General features: G+C 34.5%; 22 protein-coding genes. 8 read left to right on the top strand and 14 right to left on the bottom strand.

Annotation, left to right across the window (positions count from 1 at the left end; all coding sequences use genetic code 11):
• Positions 1-8: 8 nt before the first annotated feature.
• The 6 genes from accC to CAP47_RS08205 form a co-directional block, all read right to left on the bottom strand.
• A complete protein-coding gene (accC, locus tag CAP47_RS08230) occupies positions 9-1,388 on the bottom strand; it encodes an acetyl-CoA carboxylase biotin carboxylase subunit (RefSeq protein WP_100776192.1) in 1,380 nt (459 codons plus the stop codon).
• A 54-nt stretch (positions 1,389-1,442) separates the two neighbouring features.
• Positions 1,443-1,940, bottom strand: coding sequence for an acetyl-CoA carboxylase biotin carboxyl carrier protein (gene accB, locus CAP47_RS08225; protein WP_093238635.1), 498 nt, complete (start codon positions 1,938-1,940; stop codon positions 1,443-1,445).
• Positions 1,941-1,958: 18 nt separating this feature from the next.
• Entirely contained in the window at positions 1,959-2,957 is a 999-nt protein-coding gene (locus CAP47_RS08220; RefSeq protein WP_100776191.1) for a beta-ketoacyl-ACP synthase III, read from the bottom strand.
• A gap of 269 nt (positions 2,958-3,226) precedes the next feature.
• Positions 3,227-4,780 carry an aldehyde dehydrogenase family protein gene (locus CAP47_RS08215; RefSeq protein ID WP_100776190.1) on the bottom strand — a complete coding sequence of 518 codons (1,554 nt, stop codon included), beginning with the start codon at positions 4,778-4,780 and terminating at the stop codon, positions 3,227-3,229.
• 150 nt (positions 4,781-4,930) lie between these two features.
• Positions 4,931-6,034 (bottom strand): alanine racemase, encoded by a 1,104-nt coding sequence (alr, locus tag CAP47_RS08210; protein ID WP_100776189.1) that lies wholly within the window; start codon positions 6,032-6,034, stop codon positions 4,931-4,933.
• A gap of 3 nt (positions 6,035-6,037) precedes the next feature.
• Positions 6,038-6,658, bottom strand: coding sequence for a thymidine kinase (locus CAP47_RS08205; protein ID WP_093238650.1), 621 nt, complete (start codon positions 6,656-6,658; stop codon positions 6,038-6,040).
• 99 nt (positions 6,659-6,757) lie between these two features.
• Between CAP47_RS08205 and CAP47_RS08200 the strand changes: the two genes are divergently transcribed.
• A complete protein-coding gene (locus tag CAP47_RS08200) occupies positions 6,758-7,927 on the top strand; it encodes a hypothetical protein (RefSeq protein WP_100776188.1) in 1,170 nt (389 codons plus the stop codon).
• Positions 7,927-8,595 (top strand): 16S rRNA (cytidine(1402)-2'-O)-methyltransferase, encoded by a 669-nt coding sequence (gene rsmI, locus CAP47_RS08195; RefSeq protein ID WP_100776187.1) that lies wholly within the window; start codon positions 7,927-7,929, stop codon positions 8,593-8,595. Before CAP47_RS08200 ends, rsmI begins: the two co-directional genes overlap by 1 nt.
• Positions 8,596-8,648: 53 nt before the next feature.
• Here rsmI and pyk read toward each other — a convergent pair whose 3' ends face one another.
• The 5 genes from pyk to CAP47_RS08170 form a co-directional block, all read right to left on the bottom strand.
• Positions 8,649-10,079: a pyruvate kinase gene (gene pyk / locus CAP47_RS08190; RefSeq protein ID WP_100776186.1), complete on the bottom strand. Its 1,431-nt coding sequence runs from the start codon at positions 10,077-10,079 to the stop codon at positions 8,649-8,651.
• A complete protein-coding gene (locus tag CAP47_RS08185; protein WP_192869972.1) occupies positions 10,079-10,567 on the bottom strand; it encodes an IPExxxVDY family protein in 489 nt (162 codons plus the stop codon). The genes pyk and CAP47_RS08185 overlap by 1 nt, the downstream gene beginning before the upstream one ends.
• A gap of 125 nt (positions 10,568-10,692) precedes the next feature.
• On the bottom strand, positions 10,693-11,445 hold the full coding sequence (gene rnc / locus CAP47_RS08180) for a ribonuclease III (RefSeq protein ID WP_100776184.1): 753 nt from the start codon (positions 11,443-11,445) through the stop codon (positions 10,693-10,695).
• Positions 11,446-11,460: 15 nt separating this feature from the next.
• Entirely contained in the window at positions 11,461-12,711 is a 1,251-nt protein-coding gene (gene fabF, locus CAP47_RS08175; protein WP_100776183.1) for a beta-ketoacyl-ACP synthase II, read from the bottom strand.
• 11 nt (positions 12,712-12,722) lie between these two features.
• Positions 12,723-12,956, bottom strand: coding sequence for an acyl carrier protein (locus CAP47_RS08170; RefSeq protein ID WP_093238670.1), 234 nt, complete (start codon positions 12,954-12,956; stop codon positions 12,723-12,725).
• A 150-nt stretch (positions 12,957-13,106) separates the two neighbouring features.
• On the opposite strand from CAP47_RS08170, the gene CAP47_RS08165 reads away from it, so the two are divergent.
• The gene (locus CAP47_RS08165; RefSeq protein WP_100776533.1) at positions 13,107-13,697 is read left to right on the top strand and encodes a phosphoribosylglycinamide formyltransferase; all 591 of its coding nucleotides are present in this window, start codon (positions 13,107-13,109) and stop codon (positions 13,695-13,697) included.
• Positions 13,698-13,700: 3 nt separating this feature from the next.
• The gene (locus CAP47_RS08160) at positions 13,701-14,315 is read left to right on the top strand and encodes a viroplasmin family protein (RefSeq protein WP_100776182.1); all 615 of its coding nucleotides are present in this window, start codon (positions 13,701-13,703) and stop codon (positions 14,313-14,315) included.
• Positions 14,316-14,320: 5 nt separating this feature from the next.
• Here CAP47_RS08160 and CAP47_RS08155 read toward each other — a convergent pair whose 3' ends face one another.
• From CAP47_RS08155 to xrtF, 3 genes are read right to left on the bottom strand one after another with little or no spacing between them, the layout of a single operon-like run.
• A complete protein-coding gene (locus CAP47_RS08155) occupies positions 14,321-14,755 on the bottom strand; it encodes an exosortase F system-associated membrane protein (RefSeq protein ID WP_100776181.1) in 435 nt (144 codons plus the stop codon).
• Positions 14,748-14,909, bottom strand: coding sequence for a hypothetical protein (locus CAP47_RS12570; protein WP_317042703.1), 162 nt, complete (start codon positions 14,907-14,909; stop codon positions 14,748-14,750). Before CAP47_RS12570 ends, CAP47_RS08155 begins: the two co-directional genes overlap by 8 nt.
• 40 nt (positions 14,910-14,949) lie before the next feature.
• Positions 14,950-15,300, bottom strand: a complete 351-nt coding sequence (xrtF, locus tag CAP47_RS12565) for an exosortase family protein XrtF (RefSeq protein ID WP_317042702.1) — start codon at positions 15,298-15,300, stop codon at positions 14,950-14,952.
• A 91-nt stretch (positions 15,301-15,391) separates the two neighbouring features.
• On the opposite strand from xrtF, the gene CAP47_RS08145 reads away from it, so the two are divergent.
• The 4 genes from CAP47_RS08145 (at position 15,392) to CAP47_RS08130 (ending at position 19,643) form a co-directional block, all read left to right on the top strand.
• Positions 15,392-15,850 (top strand): GAF domain-containing protein, encoded by a 459-nt coding sequence (locus CAP47_RS08145; protein WP_100776180.1) that lies wholly within the window; start codon positions 15,392-15,394, stop codon positions 15,848-15,850.
• 136 nt (positions 15,851-15,986) lie between these two features.
• The gene (locus CAP47_RS08140; protein WP_100776179.1) at positions 15,987-16,751 is read left to right on the top strand and encodes a polysaccharide biosynthesis/export family protein; all 765 of its coding nucleotides are present in this window, start codon (positions 15,987-15,989) and stop codon (positions 16,749-16,751) included.
• 1 nt (position 16,752) lies between these two features.
• A complete protein-coding gene (locus CAP47_RS08135; RefSeq protein WP_100776178.1) occupies positions 16,753-19,161 on the top strand; it encodes a GumC family protein in 2,409 nt (802 codons plus the stop codon).
• Positions 19,149-19,643, top strand: a complete 495-nt coding sequence (locus CAP47_RS08130; protein WP_238141003.1) for a C40 family peptidase — start codon at positions 19,149-19,151, stop codon at positions 19,641-19,643. Before CAP47_RS08135 ends, CAP47_RS08130 begins: the two co-directional genes overlap by 13 nt.
• Positions 19,644-19,647 lie beyond the last annotated feature (4 nt).

Here is a 19,647-nt window from a genome sequence, read left to right as displayed (position 1 = left end):
TCTATATTTTATTCGTCGTCATCTTCGTCATCATAATCACCTTTTGGTTCTTCTGGCATTTCAAAATCTTCCATAAATTTTGTTGTGTAATCACCAGAAACGTAATCAGGATGTTTCATTAACAAACGATGAAATGGAATTGTTGTTTTAATCCCTTCAATAACAAATTCACTCAATGCACGACGCATTTTATTAATTGCTTCTTTTCGTGATTGTGCAGTGACAATCAACTTTGCAATCATAGAATCGTAATTGGGTGGAATCACATAATCACTGTAAACATGTGTATCCACACGGACACCATGACCACCAGGAATATGCAATGTTGTGATCTTCCCAGGTGAAGGTCTAAAGTTATTGTAAGGATCTTCAGCATTGATACGACATTCGATAGAATGAAGTTTAGGGAAATAATTCTTTCCAGAAATTGGTACACCTGCAGCAACTAAAATCTGCTCTTTGATCAAATCATGATCAACGACTTCATCAGTTATTGGGTGTTCAACTTGAATTCTCGTATTCATTTCCATGAAATAGAAATTTCTGTGTTTATCTACAAGAAACTCAATTGTTCCGGCACCTTCATAACTGATATATTCTGCGGCCTTTACTGCTGCATCTCCCATTTTCTTTCTGAGTTTATCAGTCATAAAAGGAGAAGGTGTTTCTTCAGTTAATTTCTGGTGACGTCTTTGTACTGAGCAATCTCTTTCTGATAAGTGACAAGCTTTTCCTGTTTGGTCTCCAACAATCTGAATTTCGATATGGCGTGGCTCTTCAATAAGCTTCTCCATATACATATCATCATTGCCAAAACCAATTTTAGCTTCTTGTCTTGCTGATTCCCAAGCTGCTTCGAGTTTATCTTCGCTCCAAACAGCACGCATTCCTTTACCACCACCACCGGCAGTTGCTTTTAGCATCACAGGGTAACCAACTTTTTTTGCGGTTTTTTTACAGTCTTCAAAATCTTTTAAAATTCCTTTTGAACCTGGAACACAAGGTACGCCGGCAGCTTCCATGGTTGCTTTAGCTGTTGCTTTGTCTCCCATTTTCTCAATCATTTCAGCTGAAGCACCGATAAATTTAATGTCATGTTCAGCACAAATCTTTGAAAAATTGGCATTTTCAGATAAAAAACCATAACCTGGATGTATTGCATCTGCATTGGTAATTTCAGCAGCAGAAATAATATTTGGTATTTTCAAATATGATTCGCTTGAGGCTGGTGGGCCAATACAAACAGCTTCATCAGCAAATCTCACGTGCAAGCTTTCTTTATCAGCAGTAGAATAGACAGCAACGGTTTTGATGCCCATTTCTTTACAAGTGCGGATAATTCGTAAAGCTATTTCGCCACGATTTGCGATTAGTATTTTCTTAAACATAGGCTTTTCTTTTAATAAAGATTAAAAAGTAAATTGTTAGAAGAGAACATCAATTTAAGATGGATCAACTAAAAATAAAGGTTGATCAAATTCAACAGGAGAAGAATCATCAACTAACACCTTGACGATTTTACCTGAGACCTCACTTTCAATCTCGTTAAATAATTTCATAGCTTCAATCGTACAAAGCACATCACCTTCGTTAATTTGACTACCCACTTCTACAAAAGCTGGTTTATCTGGTGAAGGTTTTCTGTAGAAAGTTCCGATAATTGGAGACTTAACAGTAATATATTTATCATCACCTGAAGGATTTTCAGATGTCGCATCGGCTTGAGGTGCTGCCTGAGCAGGTGCAGTCGCTTGAGGTTGAGCTGACATTTGCTGCTGTGGCATTGCTCCCATTGGGATTTGCTGAACGACTGTTCGCTCTCCACTATCTTCTGAACCTGTTTTGATCGTAATTTTAAAGTCATCCATTTCAAGCTTAACTTCGCTTGCTCCAGATTTCGCTACAAATTTAATAAGGTTCTGAATTTGTTTAATTTCCATAGTTTAAGTTTTTGTGAGTTATTTAGTATTATAAGCCCATTTCAAGTAGATTGATCCCCATGAGAATCCTCCTCCAAATGCTGCAAAGATAATATTATCACCCTTTTTTAACTGTTTTTCGTAATCACTTAATAATAAAGGTAAGGTTGCGGAAGTTGTATTCCCGTAACGCTGTATGTTCATCAAGACCTTTTCTTGGTCTAAGTTCATTCTTTTTGATGTTGCATCGATGATGCGTTTATTGGCTTGATGCGCAACTAACCAACTGACATCATCAGCTTTTAAATTATTGCGTAGCATTATTTTTTCGCTCACATCAGCCATATTAGAAACGGCAAACTTAAAAACTGTTCGCCCATCTTGAAAGACGTAATGTTGCTTATTCTTAACTGTTTCTTCAGTTGCTGGCATTTGTGATCCACCAGCATCAATCTTTAAAAACTCTCGTCCAATACCATCTGTACGCAGAATTTCATCTTGCAAACCAAAGCCTTCTTCATTTGGCTCAAATAAAACTGCACCAGCTCCATCTCCAAATATAATACAAGTTGCACGATCTGTATAATCTATAATTGATGACATTTTATCAGCACCAACTAATAGAATTTTTTTATAACGACCAGATTCTATATATGAAGAGGCTGTTGACATGCCGAATAAAAAACTCGAACAAGCTGTTTGTAAATCATAAGAAAAAGCATTAGTTGCACCAATTTTTGTCGCTGTATATGCCGCCGAACTCGCGACAGGCATATCAGGTGTGGCGGTTGCAAATAAAACAAGATCGATTTCTTTAGGATCAAGATTTGCTTTTTCAATCAAGTTTTCAGCAGCTTTAATTCCCATGAAAGATGAGCCTTTCCCTTCGTCTTTAAGGATGCGCCTCTCCTTAATTCCAGTTCGGGTGGTTATCCATTCGTCGTTTGTTTCCACCATTTCTTCTAGCATTTTGTTTGTCAAAACGTATTCTGGTAAGTAAGAGCCGACAGCTGTTATTGCTGCTTTAGTTTGATTCATATTTTGAATGTTTAGCGTCTAATGACAGCTTTTAAATTGAATTTTGAGAAATAAAAAACAATGCAAATTAAAATGTTTTTTACTCTTAAACAAAAAACTAAACTGCTAAAATATCATTTTGTTTGAAAAACAAAATTCAAACGACTGAATTGAAGCAATTTACATATAAATATTGATATTTCTTATCAGATTCATTTTTAAGAGTGCTAAAATTTATAAAAACAAAAAAGCCCTGAAAAATTCAGGGCTTTTAAATAATGAATCGAGTTTTATAAATCGAACTTGATCCCTTGTGCTAAAGGCAACTCAGTTGTATAATTAATTGTATTTGTTTGTCTTCTCATGTAAACCTTCCAAGCATCAGAACCTGATTCGCGGCCGCCGCCAGTTTCTTTTTCACCACCAAAAGCGCCACCAATTTCAGCACCTGATGTTCCGATATTAACATTAGCAATACCACAATCTGATCCTTCAACAGACAAGAAACGTTCTGCTTCTCTCAAGTTATTTGTCATAATTGCAGAAGAAAGTCCTTGAACAACACCATTTTGTAAATCTAATGCGTTGCTAACATCGCCTGAATATTTCATGATATAAAGGACAGGACCAAAAGTTTCATGCTGTACAATTTCATAATCATTTTCAGCTTCAGCAATTGCTGGTTTAACGTAGCAACCACTTTCATAACCTTCACCTTCTAAAACGCCACCTTCGACTAAAACTTTTCCACCTTCTTCTTTAACTTTCTTTAAAGCATTAAGGTAGTTATCAACAGAATCTTTATCGATTAATGGACCAACGTGATTGTTTTCATCAAGTGGATTTCCTATTTTAATTTGCTTGTAAGCATCAACGATTGCGCTTTTTACTTTATCATAAATTGATTCATGAATAATCAATCGACGTGTCGATGTACATCTTTGTCCACAAGTTCCAACTGCGCCAAAAACGGCACCGATCACAGTGTTTTTAATATCTGCATCTGGTGTAACGATAATCGCATTGTTTCCGCCTAATTCTAAAAGTGATTTACCTAATCTTTTCGCAACAGCTTGCGCAACAACTTTCCCCATTCTGATAGATCCTGTTGCAGATACGAGAGGAATACGTTTGTCATTCGTCATGTATTCACCGACTTTATAATCACCGGTAATTAAAGATGAAATTCCTGCTGGCACATCATTTTTCTCAAAAACACGTGCAGCAATTTTTTGACAAGCCACTGAAGTCATCGGTGTTTTTTCAGAACCTTTCCAGATACAAGCATCACCACAAACCCAAGCTAGGGCTGTGTTCCACGACCAAACTGCAACTGGGAAATTAAAAGCAGAAATAACACCAACAACACCTAAAGGATGCCATTGCTCGTACATGCGGTGTCCTGGGCGCTCAGAGTGCATTGTTAAACCGTGTAATTGTCTAGAAAGTCCAACTGCAAAATCACAGATATCAATCATTTCTTGAACTTCACCTAAACCTTCTTGGTAAGATTTACCCATTTCATAAGAAACAAGTTTTCCTAAAGGTTCTTTTAAGCGCCTTAATTCATCATTAAACTGACGAACAACTTCACCACGTGCTGGTGCTGGCCAAGTTCTCCACTCTAAAAATCCTTTGTGAGCAGTTGTAATAACTTTCTCATAATCTTCTTGAGTTGTCGCTTGTACTTTTCCGATTGAAGCGCCATCAACAGGAGAAAAAGATTCGATCATTTCACCATTTGCAAAAGATTCTGTTCCTGTAGAAGTTCCTTTATTTTCTTGCTCAAGACCTAAATCTTTAAGCGCTTTATCAATGCCGAAATTCTTAGCAATATCACTCATATTATTCTTTATTTTATTTGATTATTAAACAATTTCTTGCGAATGTAACATTTTTTTCACGAATTTAGTAAGGCTATTCCTTAAATCAATGTTATTTGAAATGCAGCTTAATAATGCAATAAAAGTGAGTGTGAAAAATAAAAAAGTAAATTAAAACTCAATAACACGTGTAACACGTTGAGAGATTCGCGTGATAATTTCATAAGGAATAGTTTGATGAAATTTATCAAAAGCGACTGCTGAATGTTCTTTTCCAAAGATAGTAACATCATCACCTTCTTTACAATCAATCCCTGTTACATCAAGCATCAGCGTATCCATACAAACATTCCCAACAATTAGCGCCTTGTGTCCATTCAACAAGACTTCAGCTTTTCCATTACCAAATTGACGTGCAATACCATCTGTATAACCAAGAGGTAAAGTAGCGATTTTTGCTTCTTTCTCCGCTTTGAACATTCGCTCATATCCCACGCTTTCTCCTTTTTGGATTGTACGAAGTTGAGCGATCACAGTCTTTAGGTTTGAAACAGGAATGAGTTGAGCATTTTCAACTTCATTATTACCATAACCGTATAATGCAATACCAGCACGCACCATATCAAATTCCGCCTCTGGATAATTAAAAATACCACTAGAATTACATAGATGTGATATGAAAGTTTCTCCGAATTTATGAATGAAAAATTGACGTGCTTTCTGAAATTTCTCAATTTGCTGCTTTGTAAAATCAGCTTGAGAAGCAGTTCCGGAAGCTGCCAAATGAGAAAACAAACCAGATAATTTAACTCGTTTATTCGTTTGTATTTCTTCATAAATTTCATCGAGCTCATCGAGATCAAAACCCAATCGATTTAAGCCTGTGTTGATTTTTAAATGAATTGGAAAATCAATTGTTTCCAATTCATTTAGATGCTTGTTAAGTCCAATTAAGAAATTGAAACTATAAACACTTGGTGTTAAGCGGTAATCAATCAAATTAGACAATTCTTCGATTTGAGGATAAAAAACCAATATTGGCGTTTGTATGCCAGAGTTACGCAACCTCACGCCTTCTTCAGTGTAAGCGACAGCAAGATAATCAACACCATAATCGACTAATTTATGAGCAATAATTTCTGAATCCGTGCCGTAAGCAAAAGCTTTGACAACGCCCATAATTTGGGTTTCAGGCTTCAACTGACTTTTAACTGTTTTATAGTTTTCAGCCAAAGCCTTTAAGTCAATAATTAATCGGGTTTCTTTTGTTGTCATTTATTATTCAGACTCGTTAATCTTATTTTCTTTATTCTTAAGTTTCTCTTCCCGCATAGCTCTATAAAAAGCCGCACGACTTAAAGGTTCATAAGCTTCAGTCTCGCCTAATAAAACCAAATCGTCTTGTGTAGATTTTCTAAAACTATATTGTGCTAAATTTCCTGTGCGTGTGCAAACTGCGTGAACTTTTGTCACGTATTCAGCGGTTGCCATTAAGTGCGGCATCGGCCCAAAAGGATTGCCTTTAAAATCCATATCCAAGCCAGCAACGACAACACGAACGCCACGATTAGCAAGATCATTACAAACACTCACAATTTCGTCGTCAAAAAATTGCGCTTCATCAATCCCGACCACTTCACAATCATCTGCAAGAATACGTATGTTAGCTGCTGCTGGAACTGGTGTTGACCTAATGGCATTAGAATCATGAGACACAACATCGGCATCATCATAACGTCGATCAACTTCAGGTTTAAAGATTTCGACTTTTTGTTTGGCAAACTGGGCGCGTTTCAATCTACGGATTAGTTCTTCAGTTTTTCCTGAAAACATACTTCCACAAATCACTTCTATCCAACCAAATTGCTCATCAGGATTTACTGTATTTTCGAGAAACATTTTGTAATTTAGGCGTTTAAAATTAAAGTTGAGATTCACTTTCCAACTGCTAAAATTAGTAAAAAATTAAGCGTAATTACAAAGCGAAAGGTAAAAGTTATGAAAAGAGTTTTAGAAGATGAATTGATTAGTTTGGCTCACAGGATTTTAAAATTAAAAAGCAGAGCAGACATTCACCAATTAAAAAAAGAAGCAGGAATGCTTTATGAAAAATTAGCCGTTTTATCTTTTGCAGAAAAACATTTTGGCGGAATCAAGCCCACGATAGGAAAGACAGAATTTTCTGATGCTTTTTATTCTCAGTATTCGCATATTGATGAAGATGGAGATCATAAAAGTCCAGATGGCACAGAATATAATCCTGAACCAATTTCTGAACCCAATACAGAAAAAATAAAAGATATTGTTTCTCACATGCCACCGGAAGCTGAACAAGTTGACTATTTAATGAATCAATTTAAAAAGTTATCTGCAAGTGATTTTAGTGAACTTGAAGAAAAACAAGAACTTCATCAAGACATGGAAGTAGATCCGCAAAAAGAAGAGGAGGATTCTCAAGAAGATTTAGAAGACAAAACTCAAGAGTCAGTTGAGAAAAAAGCTGACGAAGAGGAAACAATACAAGAAAAACCAACTCAAGAAGAAGAAAAACAAGACTTTCAAACTCAAGAAGAACTTCAAACTAATCAGGGTGAAATAGATGATGAGCAACCTGTTGATAGCTCTCCAAAAGAAAAACAGGAATCAGAAACCGAACAAAATACTGAGGAGAAAGCTTCAGAAGCATCGTCATTTGAACAAGATTTTGGAGTTCACTTTGACGACTTGCCTTTTTTTGAACCTAAAAAGGAAGACGAACAAGAGCACAAATCTGAAACTTTTGAGGAAAAAAATAGTGAGCCTGAAGTTGAAAACAGCTCGCATCAAGAAAAAGAAACACAGGAAGAACCTCTACCAGATAATATTGAGAAGCAACAACCTAAACGCACAATTGATCTGTTTAATCAAGATAAAAAATCTTTAAATGATCGCCTTCAAGTTGGTTTTCAAATAGGATTGAATGACAGATTGGCCTTTACAAAAGCGCTTTTTGATAATAATGTAGAAGATTACAACAGAGTCATGTCTCAAATTAGCACGCTAAATTCATTTGAAGAGGCTCAAAACTTTATCGACCACAATGTCAAACCAGAGTATAACAATTGGGAAGATAAAGCTGACACTTACAAACGTTTTATGAATTTACTCAAACGAAAATTCGAAGCTTAATGTCAAAACTTTTCCTTGTCCCTACGCCGATTGGCAATCTTAACGATATGACTTTTAGAGCCGTTCAAACGCTAAAAGATGTTGATATCATCTTAGCTGAAGACACACGTGTTAGTGGAAAACTACTCAAACATTTTGAGATAGATACGCCAATGAAAAGCTATCATCAACACAATGAACATCATAAAACGGACATCATTATTAAAGCCATTAAAAATGGACAAACTCACGCTTTAATCAGTGATGCGGGAACTCCAGCTATTTCTGATCCTGGATTTCTATTGGTACGCGAATGTATAGCTGCTGATGTTCAGATAGAGTCTTTACCTGGTGCAACGGCTTTTGTCCCTGCACTTATCAATAGCGGTTTACCCAATGATAAATTTGTTTTTGAAGGTTTTCTGCCTGTCAAGAAAGGAAGACAAACAAAACTAGAAGAACTCGCAAAAGAAAGAAGAACTTTTATACTTTATGAGTCTCCTTATAAACTGATAAAAACACTGAAAAACTTGGGAGAACATTTAGGAGAAGATAGGCAAGTCTCCATTTCTCGTGAGCTCACAAAACTTTACGAAGAAACGCTGAGAGGAAGCATCAAAGAAATGCTATCACATTTTGAAACTCACAAACCCAAAGGCGAATTTGTACTCGTGATTTCTGGGCAATAAAAAAGCCCCGTTGTTATTTCAACGAGGCTCTTCTGTATAATTTGAGATTTTTTCTATTTGATTTTTGAAACACGCAATGTGTTTACCATCCCTTTATCTTCAATTGGCATAGACGCTAAGTTGATCACATAGTCTGATTTTTTTGCATAATTATTATCAACAACATGCTGGTTGATATCTTTAATTGTTTGATCAGTAGAATCAAATTTATCATAATAATAGGCTGTCACACCCCAAAGCAAACTCAACTGCGTTAAGATTCTTTTATTAGAAGTAAAGGCTACAACATTAGCATTTGGTCGCCAAGCTGAAATCTGGAACGCAGTATATCCGGAGTTTGTTAACGTACAAATTGCGCTTGCCTCAATTTCATTTGCCATCAAAGCCGCGTGATAACACACAGACTTTGTCATATATCTTTTAGTCTTAATATATGGTGGCTCATGAGGAACACGAATCATCGGTGAGTTTTCAACAGCCTTTACAATTTGAGCCATTTTTTCGATCACTTGTACAGGATATTTTCCTACAGAAGTTTCACCACTTAGCATTACAGCATCAGCACCATCCATAACAGAATTCCCAACATCATTAACCTCAGCTCGAGTTGGTGTTAAACTGGTTATCATGGTTTCCATCATCTGTGTCGCAATAATTACAGGGATTCTAGCTTGCTTAGCTTTCATCACAAGTTCTTTCTGAATTAAAGGAACTTCATGAGCCGGAACCTCAACACCTAAATCACCTCTCGCAACCATTAAACCATCACAGTAGGCGATAATTTTATCAATATTCTTAACGCCTTCTGGCTTTTCTATTTTAGCAACAATAGGGATTTTGTGATCACTATGTTCTTTAATGAGTTTTTGTAAAGTTTTTAAATCGCTTGCATATCTTACAAATGAAAGCGCCATCCAGTCAACCTCTAGTTCGCAAGCGAAAATTGCGTCCTTAATATCTTTCTCTGTTAAAGCAGGAAGAGATATTTTAGTATTTGGTAAGTTTACACCTTTACGAGAGCGAAGCGGTCCGCCTTGAATCACCTTTGCTTTAACCTCATTCGTTTTATTCGTTGAAACGACTTCAAAAATAAGCTTACCATCATCTAAAAGAATGCTCTCACCTTTCTGAACATCACGAGGAAAAGTTTCGTAATTCATGTAAACGCGTTTGTTTGTGCCTTCAAACTCTTCACCTGTTACAAAGTAAATTTCGTCACCTTCACTAACAACAACCTCATCTTTCATTTTCCCAACACGAAGCTTTGGTCCTTGAAGGTCTCCAAGAATTCCAACATTAAAGCCATATTCTTCGTTGAGCTGACGTATCATTTTGACTCGTTCTTTAACATCGTCATAACTAGCGTGAGAAAAATTTATTCTAAATATATTGACGCCTTTTTCAATCATAGCTTTCAGCGTTTCTCTACTGCTAGTTGATGGGCCTAAGGTCGATACTATTTTAGTCTTTTTAGATGTTTTCATTATTTAAAAATTAAGTATTCTGGATTTTCAATTAAACTCTGATCAATTAATGAAGCACTTTGAATGCCCCTAATTTGATGAAGAATTTCGAGAATTTTAGCACTGTCAAAGATATTCATTTCATCTTCAACTTTGATAAGATAATCGGTGTGTTTTAGATTTTTAAGCAAGTAAAAGGTTTGAGTAGAGTGATGATCAAATAAAAAATTATCATTCTTAGTAATTAAAGTTTCAGTAAAACATTTGTTTGAAACCAAAAACATTTGACAATCCCAATGAGAATCGTAAAAATCAAAATAAGTAAAACTTGCTGTTTCTTGATTGTTATATTTCAATTGTAAATCTTTATTAGACCTTTTAAAACTAACTTTAAAATATTTATTGACAAGATAAGCAACATGATGTGCATCTAAACTTGTTTTGATTGATATCAGTTTATAATCTTCTTGATAAGAATCTCCTAAGAAAAGTATTTTTTTAGTTGACAAAATATATAAGTTTTATAATCAGAGATTTAAACCTAAGCGAAAAAACACTAAAGTATAAATTTAAGTAAATTACTTACCTAAACATAAAATTTAAGGTTAAACTATACCTTAAGTAGAATGAGGGGCTAAATATTGAGTGTCTTGGTTTTTATCTCACTCTGCAAAGCATAGTAAGCGCGTTTTGCTGCTTTTTCTTCAGCTCTTTTTTTAGAAGTTTCTCTGGCTTTAGAAACGACTTCATCATCTATAAGAAAGCAAACGGAAAAATGTTGTTGCTCGTCGCAACCATCATCTACTTTTGTACAAAATTCAAAATCGTGTTTATTTTTTTGACACCATTTGATCACTAAACTTTTATAGCTTGTCACACGCTTTTCAAGTTCATTCAAGTCCACATATTTATCAATAAGACACTTTTGAATAAATCTTGCAGAAAAAAGATAACCTTGATCTAAATAAATTGCACCAATTAAGGCTTCAAAAACGTTACCCGTGATATTCTTACCCAATTGATGATCAGGAATGTTACGCATCAATAATTTGAGAAGTCCCAGCTCTTCTCCGATAAGATTTAAATGCTTTCTACTCACTATTTTAGATCGCATAACAGTCAGATAACCCTCATTTCCTTGGGGCGCATGTTTGAATAAATAGCTTGAAATCACTGTATTGAGAACCGAATCACCTAAAAACTCTAAGCGTTCATAATTGAGATCTGAACCATTTTCATCTTTTTCTTGCATAGATGAATGCATAAAAGCACGATAATAATGGGCATAAGATTGTGGCTCGAATTCAATAATTTTTTCGAGATTTTCACAAAAAATCCCGTTCGGTTTTGAACGGGATTTCCTAAATAATTTATTGATAAAATTCATATTAAATTATGAATATTATTCGTACTTCTTGAATGCGACACAAGCGTTGTGACCACCAAACCCAAAAGTATTACTCAATGCAACTTTAACATCGCGTTTTTGAGCTTTATTTAAGGTTAAGTTCAGTTCAGCATCAATATTTTCATCAACTGTCGCATGATTAATTGTCGGCGGCACAAGATTATGCTGCATCGCTAGGATTGAAGCGATAGCTTCCACAGCGCCTGCTGCTCCTAACAAGTGACCCGTCATGGATTTTGTTGAATTGATATTAATATTTTTGGCATGGTCACCGAATACTTCTTTAATAGCTTTTAGCTCAGCCACATCACCTAAAGGTGTTGAGGTTCCGTGAGTGTTGATTGCATCAACATCTTCAGGTCTGAGTCCTGCATTTTTAAGACAGTTTTTCATCACCGCAATCACACCTTGACCTTCAGGATGAGGTGCTGTCATATGATGCGCATCAGCAGAGAGTCCTCCACCAATAACTTCGGCATAAATTTTAGCACCACGTGCTTTTGCATGCTCGTACTCTTCAAGAATTAATGCACCCGCACCTTCACCTAACACAAAACCGTCACGGGTTGCATCAAAAGGTCTAGAAGCTGCTTCAGGATTATCATTTCGAGTTGAAAGAGCGTGCATCGCATTAAAACCACCCATACCTGCTTGGGTAACCGCAGCTTCGCTACCTCCAGTTACAATGATATCACTATCACCTAATCTGATTGTATTTAAAGCATCAATCATTGCGTTAGCTGATGATGCACAAGCGGAAACTGTTGTATAGTTTGGCCCCATGAAGCCGTGTTTGATTGAAATATTACCAGGAGCAATATCTGCAATCATTTTAGGTATAAAAAATGGATTAAAACGCGGTGTACCATCACCCTTTGCAAAATTTAAAACTTCATTTTGAAAAGTTTCTAAGCCGCCGATTCCAGCACCCCATATGACACCAACTCTGTATTTATCAACAGTATCTAAATCGATACCTGAGTCAGCAATTGCTTCATCTGAAGCAACCATAGCATATTGGGCAAATTTATCTAGGCGTCTAACTTCTTTTCTATCAAAGTAATCTTTGGTATCAAAGTTTTTAATCTCGCAAGCGAACTTAGTTTTGAAGTGCTCTGTGTCAAAATAAGTAATAGGCGCAGCACCGCTTCTACCAGCTGATAAGCCATCCCAATACTCTGAGATAGTATTACCAATTGGAGTCAGTGCACCAAGACCTGTAACAACAACACGTTTAAGTTCCATGTAATGCTTTATTATTTTGCTTTTTCGATGTAATCTACAGCTTGACCTACAGTTGAAATATTTTCAGCTTGATCGTCTGGTATTTGAATATCAAATTCTTTTTCAAATTCCATAATAAGCTCTACGGTGTCTAAAGAATCCGCACCTAAGTCGTTAGTAAAGCTAGCTTCAGTTACAACTTCGTTTTCGTCAACACCTAGCTTGTCAACGATAATTGCTTTTACTCTTGATGCAATGTCTGACATGATTTTATTTTTTTAAGTTTAGTTTAGTGGGCAAAAATATAAAACTTTATTCTAAAACAAGTTTTAATTAAAAAAATGTCTCCTTTTTTCCTGTAAAAAATTATTAATCATTGATATTTGTTAGCTTTACAGCTTAATAATTTTTTTATCGTGGATCAGAATTCTCCCAAAAAAACCAAAAAAATTGTCATTTTCGCTTCAGGAAATGGGACTAACGCAGTCAATATCTTCAATTATTTCAAATCTTATGATGATATTGAGGTCACTCATATTTTTTCTAATAAAAGAGATGCAAAGGTTTTAGAACGCGCTAACCGTTTAGGTATTACACCTGTTTGTTTCACTAAGTCAGCTTTTTCAGAAACTGATGAAGTTTTAATTCTTCTAAAAGAAATCAAACCAGATCTTATTGTCTTAGCTGGCTTTCTTTTAAAAATACCTCAAAGTATCATCAATGAATTTCCTGACAGAATCATTAACATTCATCCCTCATTATTACCAAAATATGGAGGTAAAGGCATGTATGGATCTAAAGTTCATGAAACTGTTATTGCAAATAAAGAAGTAAAATCTGGTATCAGTATTCATTATGTGAATCCTATTTATGATGGTGGTAAAATAATATCTCAACATGAAATTAGCGTTTCTGAAAGCGATACGCCCGAAAGTCTAGCCGAAAAGATTCATGAGTTAGAATACAAGTATTTCCCTCAAGTTATTCATCAAACTTTATCTTCATAAAAAATGGCTAAGAAAAAATTCTATGTTGTTTGGGATGGTTGGGAACCGGGAATTTATAAATCTTGGGATGAATGCAAAAAGATGATTAAGAATTATAAATCAGCTAAATACAAATCTTTTAAAACTTTAGAAGAAGCACAGTCAGCACTTCAAAAAGGTTTTTTTGAATATCATAAAACAAAAGACCAACTTAGTGCCAAAGCTCTAGAAGAGATAAACTTTAAAAGCATTTCAGTCGATGCTGCTTCAAGTGGAAATCCTGGTAAAATGGAATATCGCGGCGTAATAACAAAAACAAAAGAAGAGCTTTTTAAAATTGGTCCTTTTGAACAAGGGACAAATAATATTGGTGAATTCTTGGCTTTAGTACATGGTTTAGCTTTTTTAAAAAGTAAAAACAGTCAACTTGCCATCTACTCTGATTCTAAAATTGCGATGAGTTGGGTAAGACAAAAAAAGTGCAAAACAAAGCTTCAGAAAAATGCTAAAAATGCTAAAGTTTTTGAACTGATTAAGCGTGCAGAAAATTGGTTAAAAACAAATACATATTCTACGACAATCTTAAAATGGAACACCAAAGAATGGGGAGAGATTCCTGCTGACTTTGGTCGCAAATAAATCTGTTATTCTTTTTGTTGTGACATCATTTTTTGATAATAAAAAGCAGGAATCAAAATAATTACTAGCACAGGCTGCACCAAAAAGCGCCTCGTATAGAACAGATAAAAATATTCGCCCTGCTCAAGATTATTTAGAAAGTAAAATAAAAGAGGTGTCAAAACAAGGTAAGCTAAGCTATACAGCACTACAGCAAATTTAAGCGTCTTTTTATTCTGAAAAAGCAAAAAAATAATAGCTAAAGAAATAAAAGTGTTAAGTAAAAACCTTAGCGTAATCTGAAGCCAAATCTGGAGCATTTCGAACTCAGGAGGCTCGGCATAACTAAACTCTTGGTCAAAAAAAATAGCAAGTTCACTATTAAACAAATGATGCTCAAAAAAACGTATTGCAGCTAGAGAGAGCAACAAAACAAGTGAATAGCGTAAAAACTTAGACATCTTTTTTCGTTTTATTCAGGTTAAAATTTCTCACCCACACAAACCAAAGAATAAATACAACTCCATAAATAAATGCAGGAAACAAAGTGGTATGCAAAAAATCTGTGTATTGAGGATACTCAAAAATTGCAATACTCAATAAAGCGATACGCAAAATATTAAGTGCATAGATGATAACTAAACCTGAAAAAATATTAAAGTAAAGTTGACTTCCAGTCTTTTTTAAATGCTAAAATAAAAGCTAAAAAAAGCACCATCACACTTATTGCATTACAACCCTCAACGATTCGTACCACATAATCTCCATTAATTGCAATACGCATTGAAGGATCATAATCACTTGGGATTGATTTGGTCTCGTAACCAAACGCTTCAATTAAATCCTGACTTTGTAAGGCGACAATATGCGTGATAAATTCAGGATAATATTTCTGAGAGCTGGCATTATTCAAATAAAGATTATATAAAAATGCAAGTATCAAATAACTCCCAAAGAATATAAGCAAAAAGCGGATAACAGGTTTATTCTTTTGTAAAAGACGCATTATGTAAAAGAGATTGGTATGATTAAGCAAAAATATAGAAATCTTCATGAAGACTCAGCCAAATATAAATACTTTTGCAGAAAAAAAAGTAATGGAATTTAATGAACTTAAACACAAGGTTTCAAGCCTTATAGAGAAACAAGATGTGAACCAAGACGAAAAATTGAGATTGATATGTGAACTCCTAAAAGCTGAAGTTTCGCATTATGACTGGGTCGGTTTCTATTTTCAAAACGAAGATAAAAAAGAATTAATTTTAAAAGCCTTTGCAGGCGAACCAACTGACCACACAATCATTCCTTTTAGCAAAGGTATTTGCGGTCAGGTCGCAGTCTCAAACGAGAACTTTTTGGTTGATGACGTGAAAGCACAAAATAACTACATTGCTTGCAGCATTAATGTAAAATCTGAAATAGTAATACCGCTATTTGTTAATAATCAGAATATCGGTCAGATTGATATTGACTCACATACAGCTAAAGCCTTTGATAAAGAAGATGAAACTTTTTTAGAATGGATTAATAGTGAAATAGCAAAAAAACTGTTTTAATCTTCACAAAGTGAGGTTAATCAGTTAAGAATATTATTTTTGCAGCGAAATGATTTACATCATACAATTAAGCCTATACATCTTATTTTTTTGAAGAACCTTTCAGTAAAAGTAGATTTATATATATTTGCAAATTATGAGAAACCAACTTTACTACATCCTTGTCCTGATTTTTTTCGCTTCATGCGCGCCCAAAAAAAATATCATATATTATCAAGATTCAGATTCTGTAGACCTGAAATCAGTCGAAAGTATTTATAAACACCCTAAGATACAGATCAATGACATACTTCACATCACTGTGTCAGCATTAAATCCTGAGAGTGTAATTCCCTTTACAGCGGAGATTTCCAAAAATCAATCACAAAGTATGCGGATGGAGTTATTAAAACTTCAAGGATACCTTGTCAATAGTGAGGGGAAAATCAATTACCCGCAATTAGGTAAAATTGATGTCAAGGGAAAAACAACTCAAGAGGCTACAGATTTAATACAAAGTAAGCTTTCTGAATTCATTATTATGCCCCGTGTTTCAGTAAGAATTATAAATTATAAATTTACAATCGAAGGTGAAGTTAAGAAACCTGGAACATATGAATCTACAGAAGAGGTATTAACCTTACCACAGGCAATAGGCATGGCTGGTGATTTGACCATTAATGGTAAGCGCAACAATATAAAAGTAATTAGGGAGGTTAATGGAAATAGGGAAGTTAAAACAATTGACATTACTAAAACTGACTGGCTTAACAGTCCTTATTATTACGTTTATCCGAATGACATCATTTATGTAGAACCTAATAATCCGAAAGTAAAACAAGCAGGTTTTATTGGAAACACTGCAACATTACTATCAGCTCTCTCTGTAATTTTGTCTGCAATTGTTATAATAACTCGTTAATATGGATACAAACTACCAATCAAACTCAGCTGAAAATCAAAATGGCGAAGACATTAAAAAGACAATTTTTCAATATTTGAGATATTGGCCATGGTTTTTCCTATCTGTTATTATTACGGTCACAGTAGCATTAATCTACATACAATATTCACCGACTATATATAAGACAAATTCTAAAATCAAAATCCTTAAAGAGCAAGAAGGTCTAGACCTTCAAGGGTTACAAGGTGCATCTCCCCTTCTTGATATGAGCTCTGTAAATTTAGACAATGAAATTCAAATACTTAAGTCACGTCGTATCGCTAAAAAAGTGATAGAGGATTTAAGGCTTCAAACGAAATATTACACATCTGGTACAATTAAAGATCGTGAAATTTGGGACAATCAAGTTCCTTACATCATTGATTGGTCTGCTTCCGACAGCTCTGATTATAAAGAACTCCCAATGATGTACCTAAAGTTCAACAACCAAAATAGTTTTGAACTAACAGAAATCGAATCAGATTTTAAAGTTTCGGCAAAATTTGGAGATACGATTGAATACAGTAATGAAGAAATTAACAATATTAAATTTAGCATAGGAGTTAATCCTTTTTATAAAAATGATTTGGCTTCAATCACTGAGAAATCTTTTAGTTTCAAAAAAACAAGTTTGGATCAAACCATCACTAATTTAATTAATAGTTTGGTGACTGAAACTGTAGATCAACGTGCTGATATCATCACAATAATTATTGAAGGAGAAAACGATAATAAAAATGAAGATATTCTTGATGAATTGATGAAACAATTCAATCAGGATGGAGTTGATGACAATAGACTTATTGCTAAAAGAACTCAAGAGTTTATTGAAGAAAGACTTGTTTTTCTTGTTGAAGAGTTAGACACAGTTGAAACTGGTATTGTTGACTATAAAAAAACAAATGATTTAACTGATATTGAAGGAAATACAAAATTATTATTTGAAAAGGTTAGCAAAACTGAGATGAAAAGGTTTGAGATTGAGAACCAAGTCGAGATTGCGAATGAATTCAAAAAACTTGTCAACAATCAAGATACAATTAGTCTTTTACCAGCAAATTTAGGCATTGAAAGCCAAGAGGTTAACACGCTAACAAAGTCTTATAACGAATTAGTTTTAGAGAGAAATGATATTATGGTTTCATCAACAGAAGAAAACCCTGTGATAAAATCTATAGATCAGCGTATTAAGCAGCTTCGTAAAAACATCAATAAATCGATTGATAGCTACACTGAAAGCCTAGAGATCTCATTACAAAATACAAGATCGAGAGAATCAATATTTAGCTCTACAATTGATAAAATACCTAATCAAGAAAAAGAAATTAGAAGCATTGAAAGAGAAAGAATGGTTAAGGAAAAGCTCTTTCTATTTCTTCTACAGAAAAGAGAGGAAGCGACTTTAACATATGCAATCACATCTCCGGTCATAAAGGTTGTAGATTATGCTTATACTCAACCTACTCCAGTTAGCCCAAAAAAGAAAATTATTGCATTAGCAGCTCTAATTATCGGTCTGATCATTCCTTTTGGAATTTTATATTTAAAGTTTTTGCTTGACACTAAATTAAACTCAGTAGATGCAATTAAAAGAGAGCTTCCAGATATTCCTGTTGTAGGTGAAATACCATTAACTAATGTTTCTGAATTCAACATGATTAAGCCTACTGATAGAAGTGCTTTAGCTGAATCTTTCAGAATATTACGTACCAATATTAAATTCATCAACCTGGAAAAGAAACAGGAGCAGAATAACAAAAAAAATCAAGTCATTTATGTCACTTCATCAACTAAAGGAGAAGGTAAAACTTTTGCCTCAATAAATCTGGCCTCAGTCACTGCGCATCAATCAAAAAGCACTCTTTTGGTTGGTTGTGATATTAGAAATCCACAATTGCACAACTATTTTGGACTTGATAAGAATGTAAAAGGCCTAAGTAATTACCTTTACGACTCTAGTATTTCAATTGACGATATTGCTATTGAAAATGTCAACAACAGTGATTTGGATATTATACTTTTGGGAGAAATACCTCCAAATCCTTCAGAAATTCTACTTAGTTCAAGATTCGATGAATTTATCGAAGACGCTAAGAAAAAATACAAGTATATAATTATTGATACAGCTCCTACAATATTGGTAACTGATACAATAATGATATCCGATAAAGCGGATATAACGCTTTATTTAACAAGAGCAGACTATACAGATTTACGACTATTAGATCATATAAAAGATTTAAAAAGACATCAAAAATTAAAAAATATTGGCATAGTGCTTAATGGTGTTAAACAATCAGGACGTTATTCATACAACTATGGCTATGGATATGGATATAATGAAGACACTGGTTCGTCAAACAACGGTTGGAGGTTTTGGAAAAAATAATAAAACATAAATCTTTATTTTTTATTCTTATCTTTAGCTTGATTTTAGGCTTATTTACGAGTTGTGGAGCAAAAAAAAGATCACAACTTGAAATAAGCCAAGAGCAGAAGATTGTTAATTATGCCAAAGGCTACTTAGGCACTCCCTACCAATATGGTGGCACAACCCCTAGAGGTATGGATTGTTCAGGACTGATACAAACGAGTTTTTATCAGTTCGGTATAAAGATGCCTCGCTCTACTAAAGACTTATTAAAGGCAGGAAAAAGAAAGCCATTAAGGAAAGCAAAAGTAGGTGATTTAGTCTTTTTTAGAACATCTAAAAGATCACGAAGGAAAAACCATGTAGGCATTGTCACTAAGGTTAGTGGTGATGCTGTTGATTTTATTCACTCAAGCACATCAAGTGGCGTTATTATTTCTTCTACCGAAAATCCTTATTGGAACAAAGCCTTTGCCGAGCTTAGGCGCTATATAAAGTAGAAAC

This window comes from Psychroflexus sp. S27, from assembly GCF_002810405.1.
Taxonomy (GTDB): Bacteria; Bacteroidota; Bacteroidia; order Flavobacteriales; family Flavobacteriaceae; genus Psychroflexus; species Psychroflexus halocasei_A.
The sequence above is the reverse complement of the archived record's forward strand: the minus strand, read 5'-3'. Positions and strand labels throughout refer to the sequence as shown.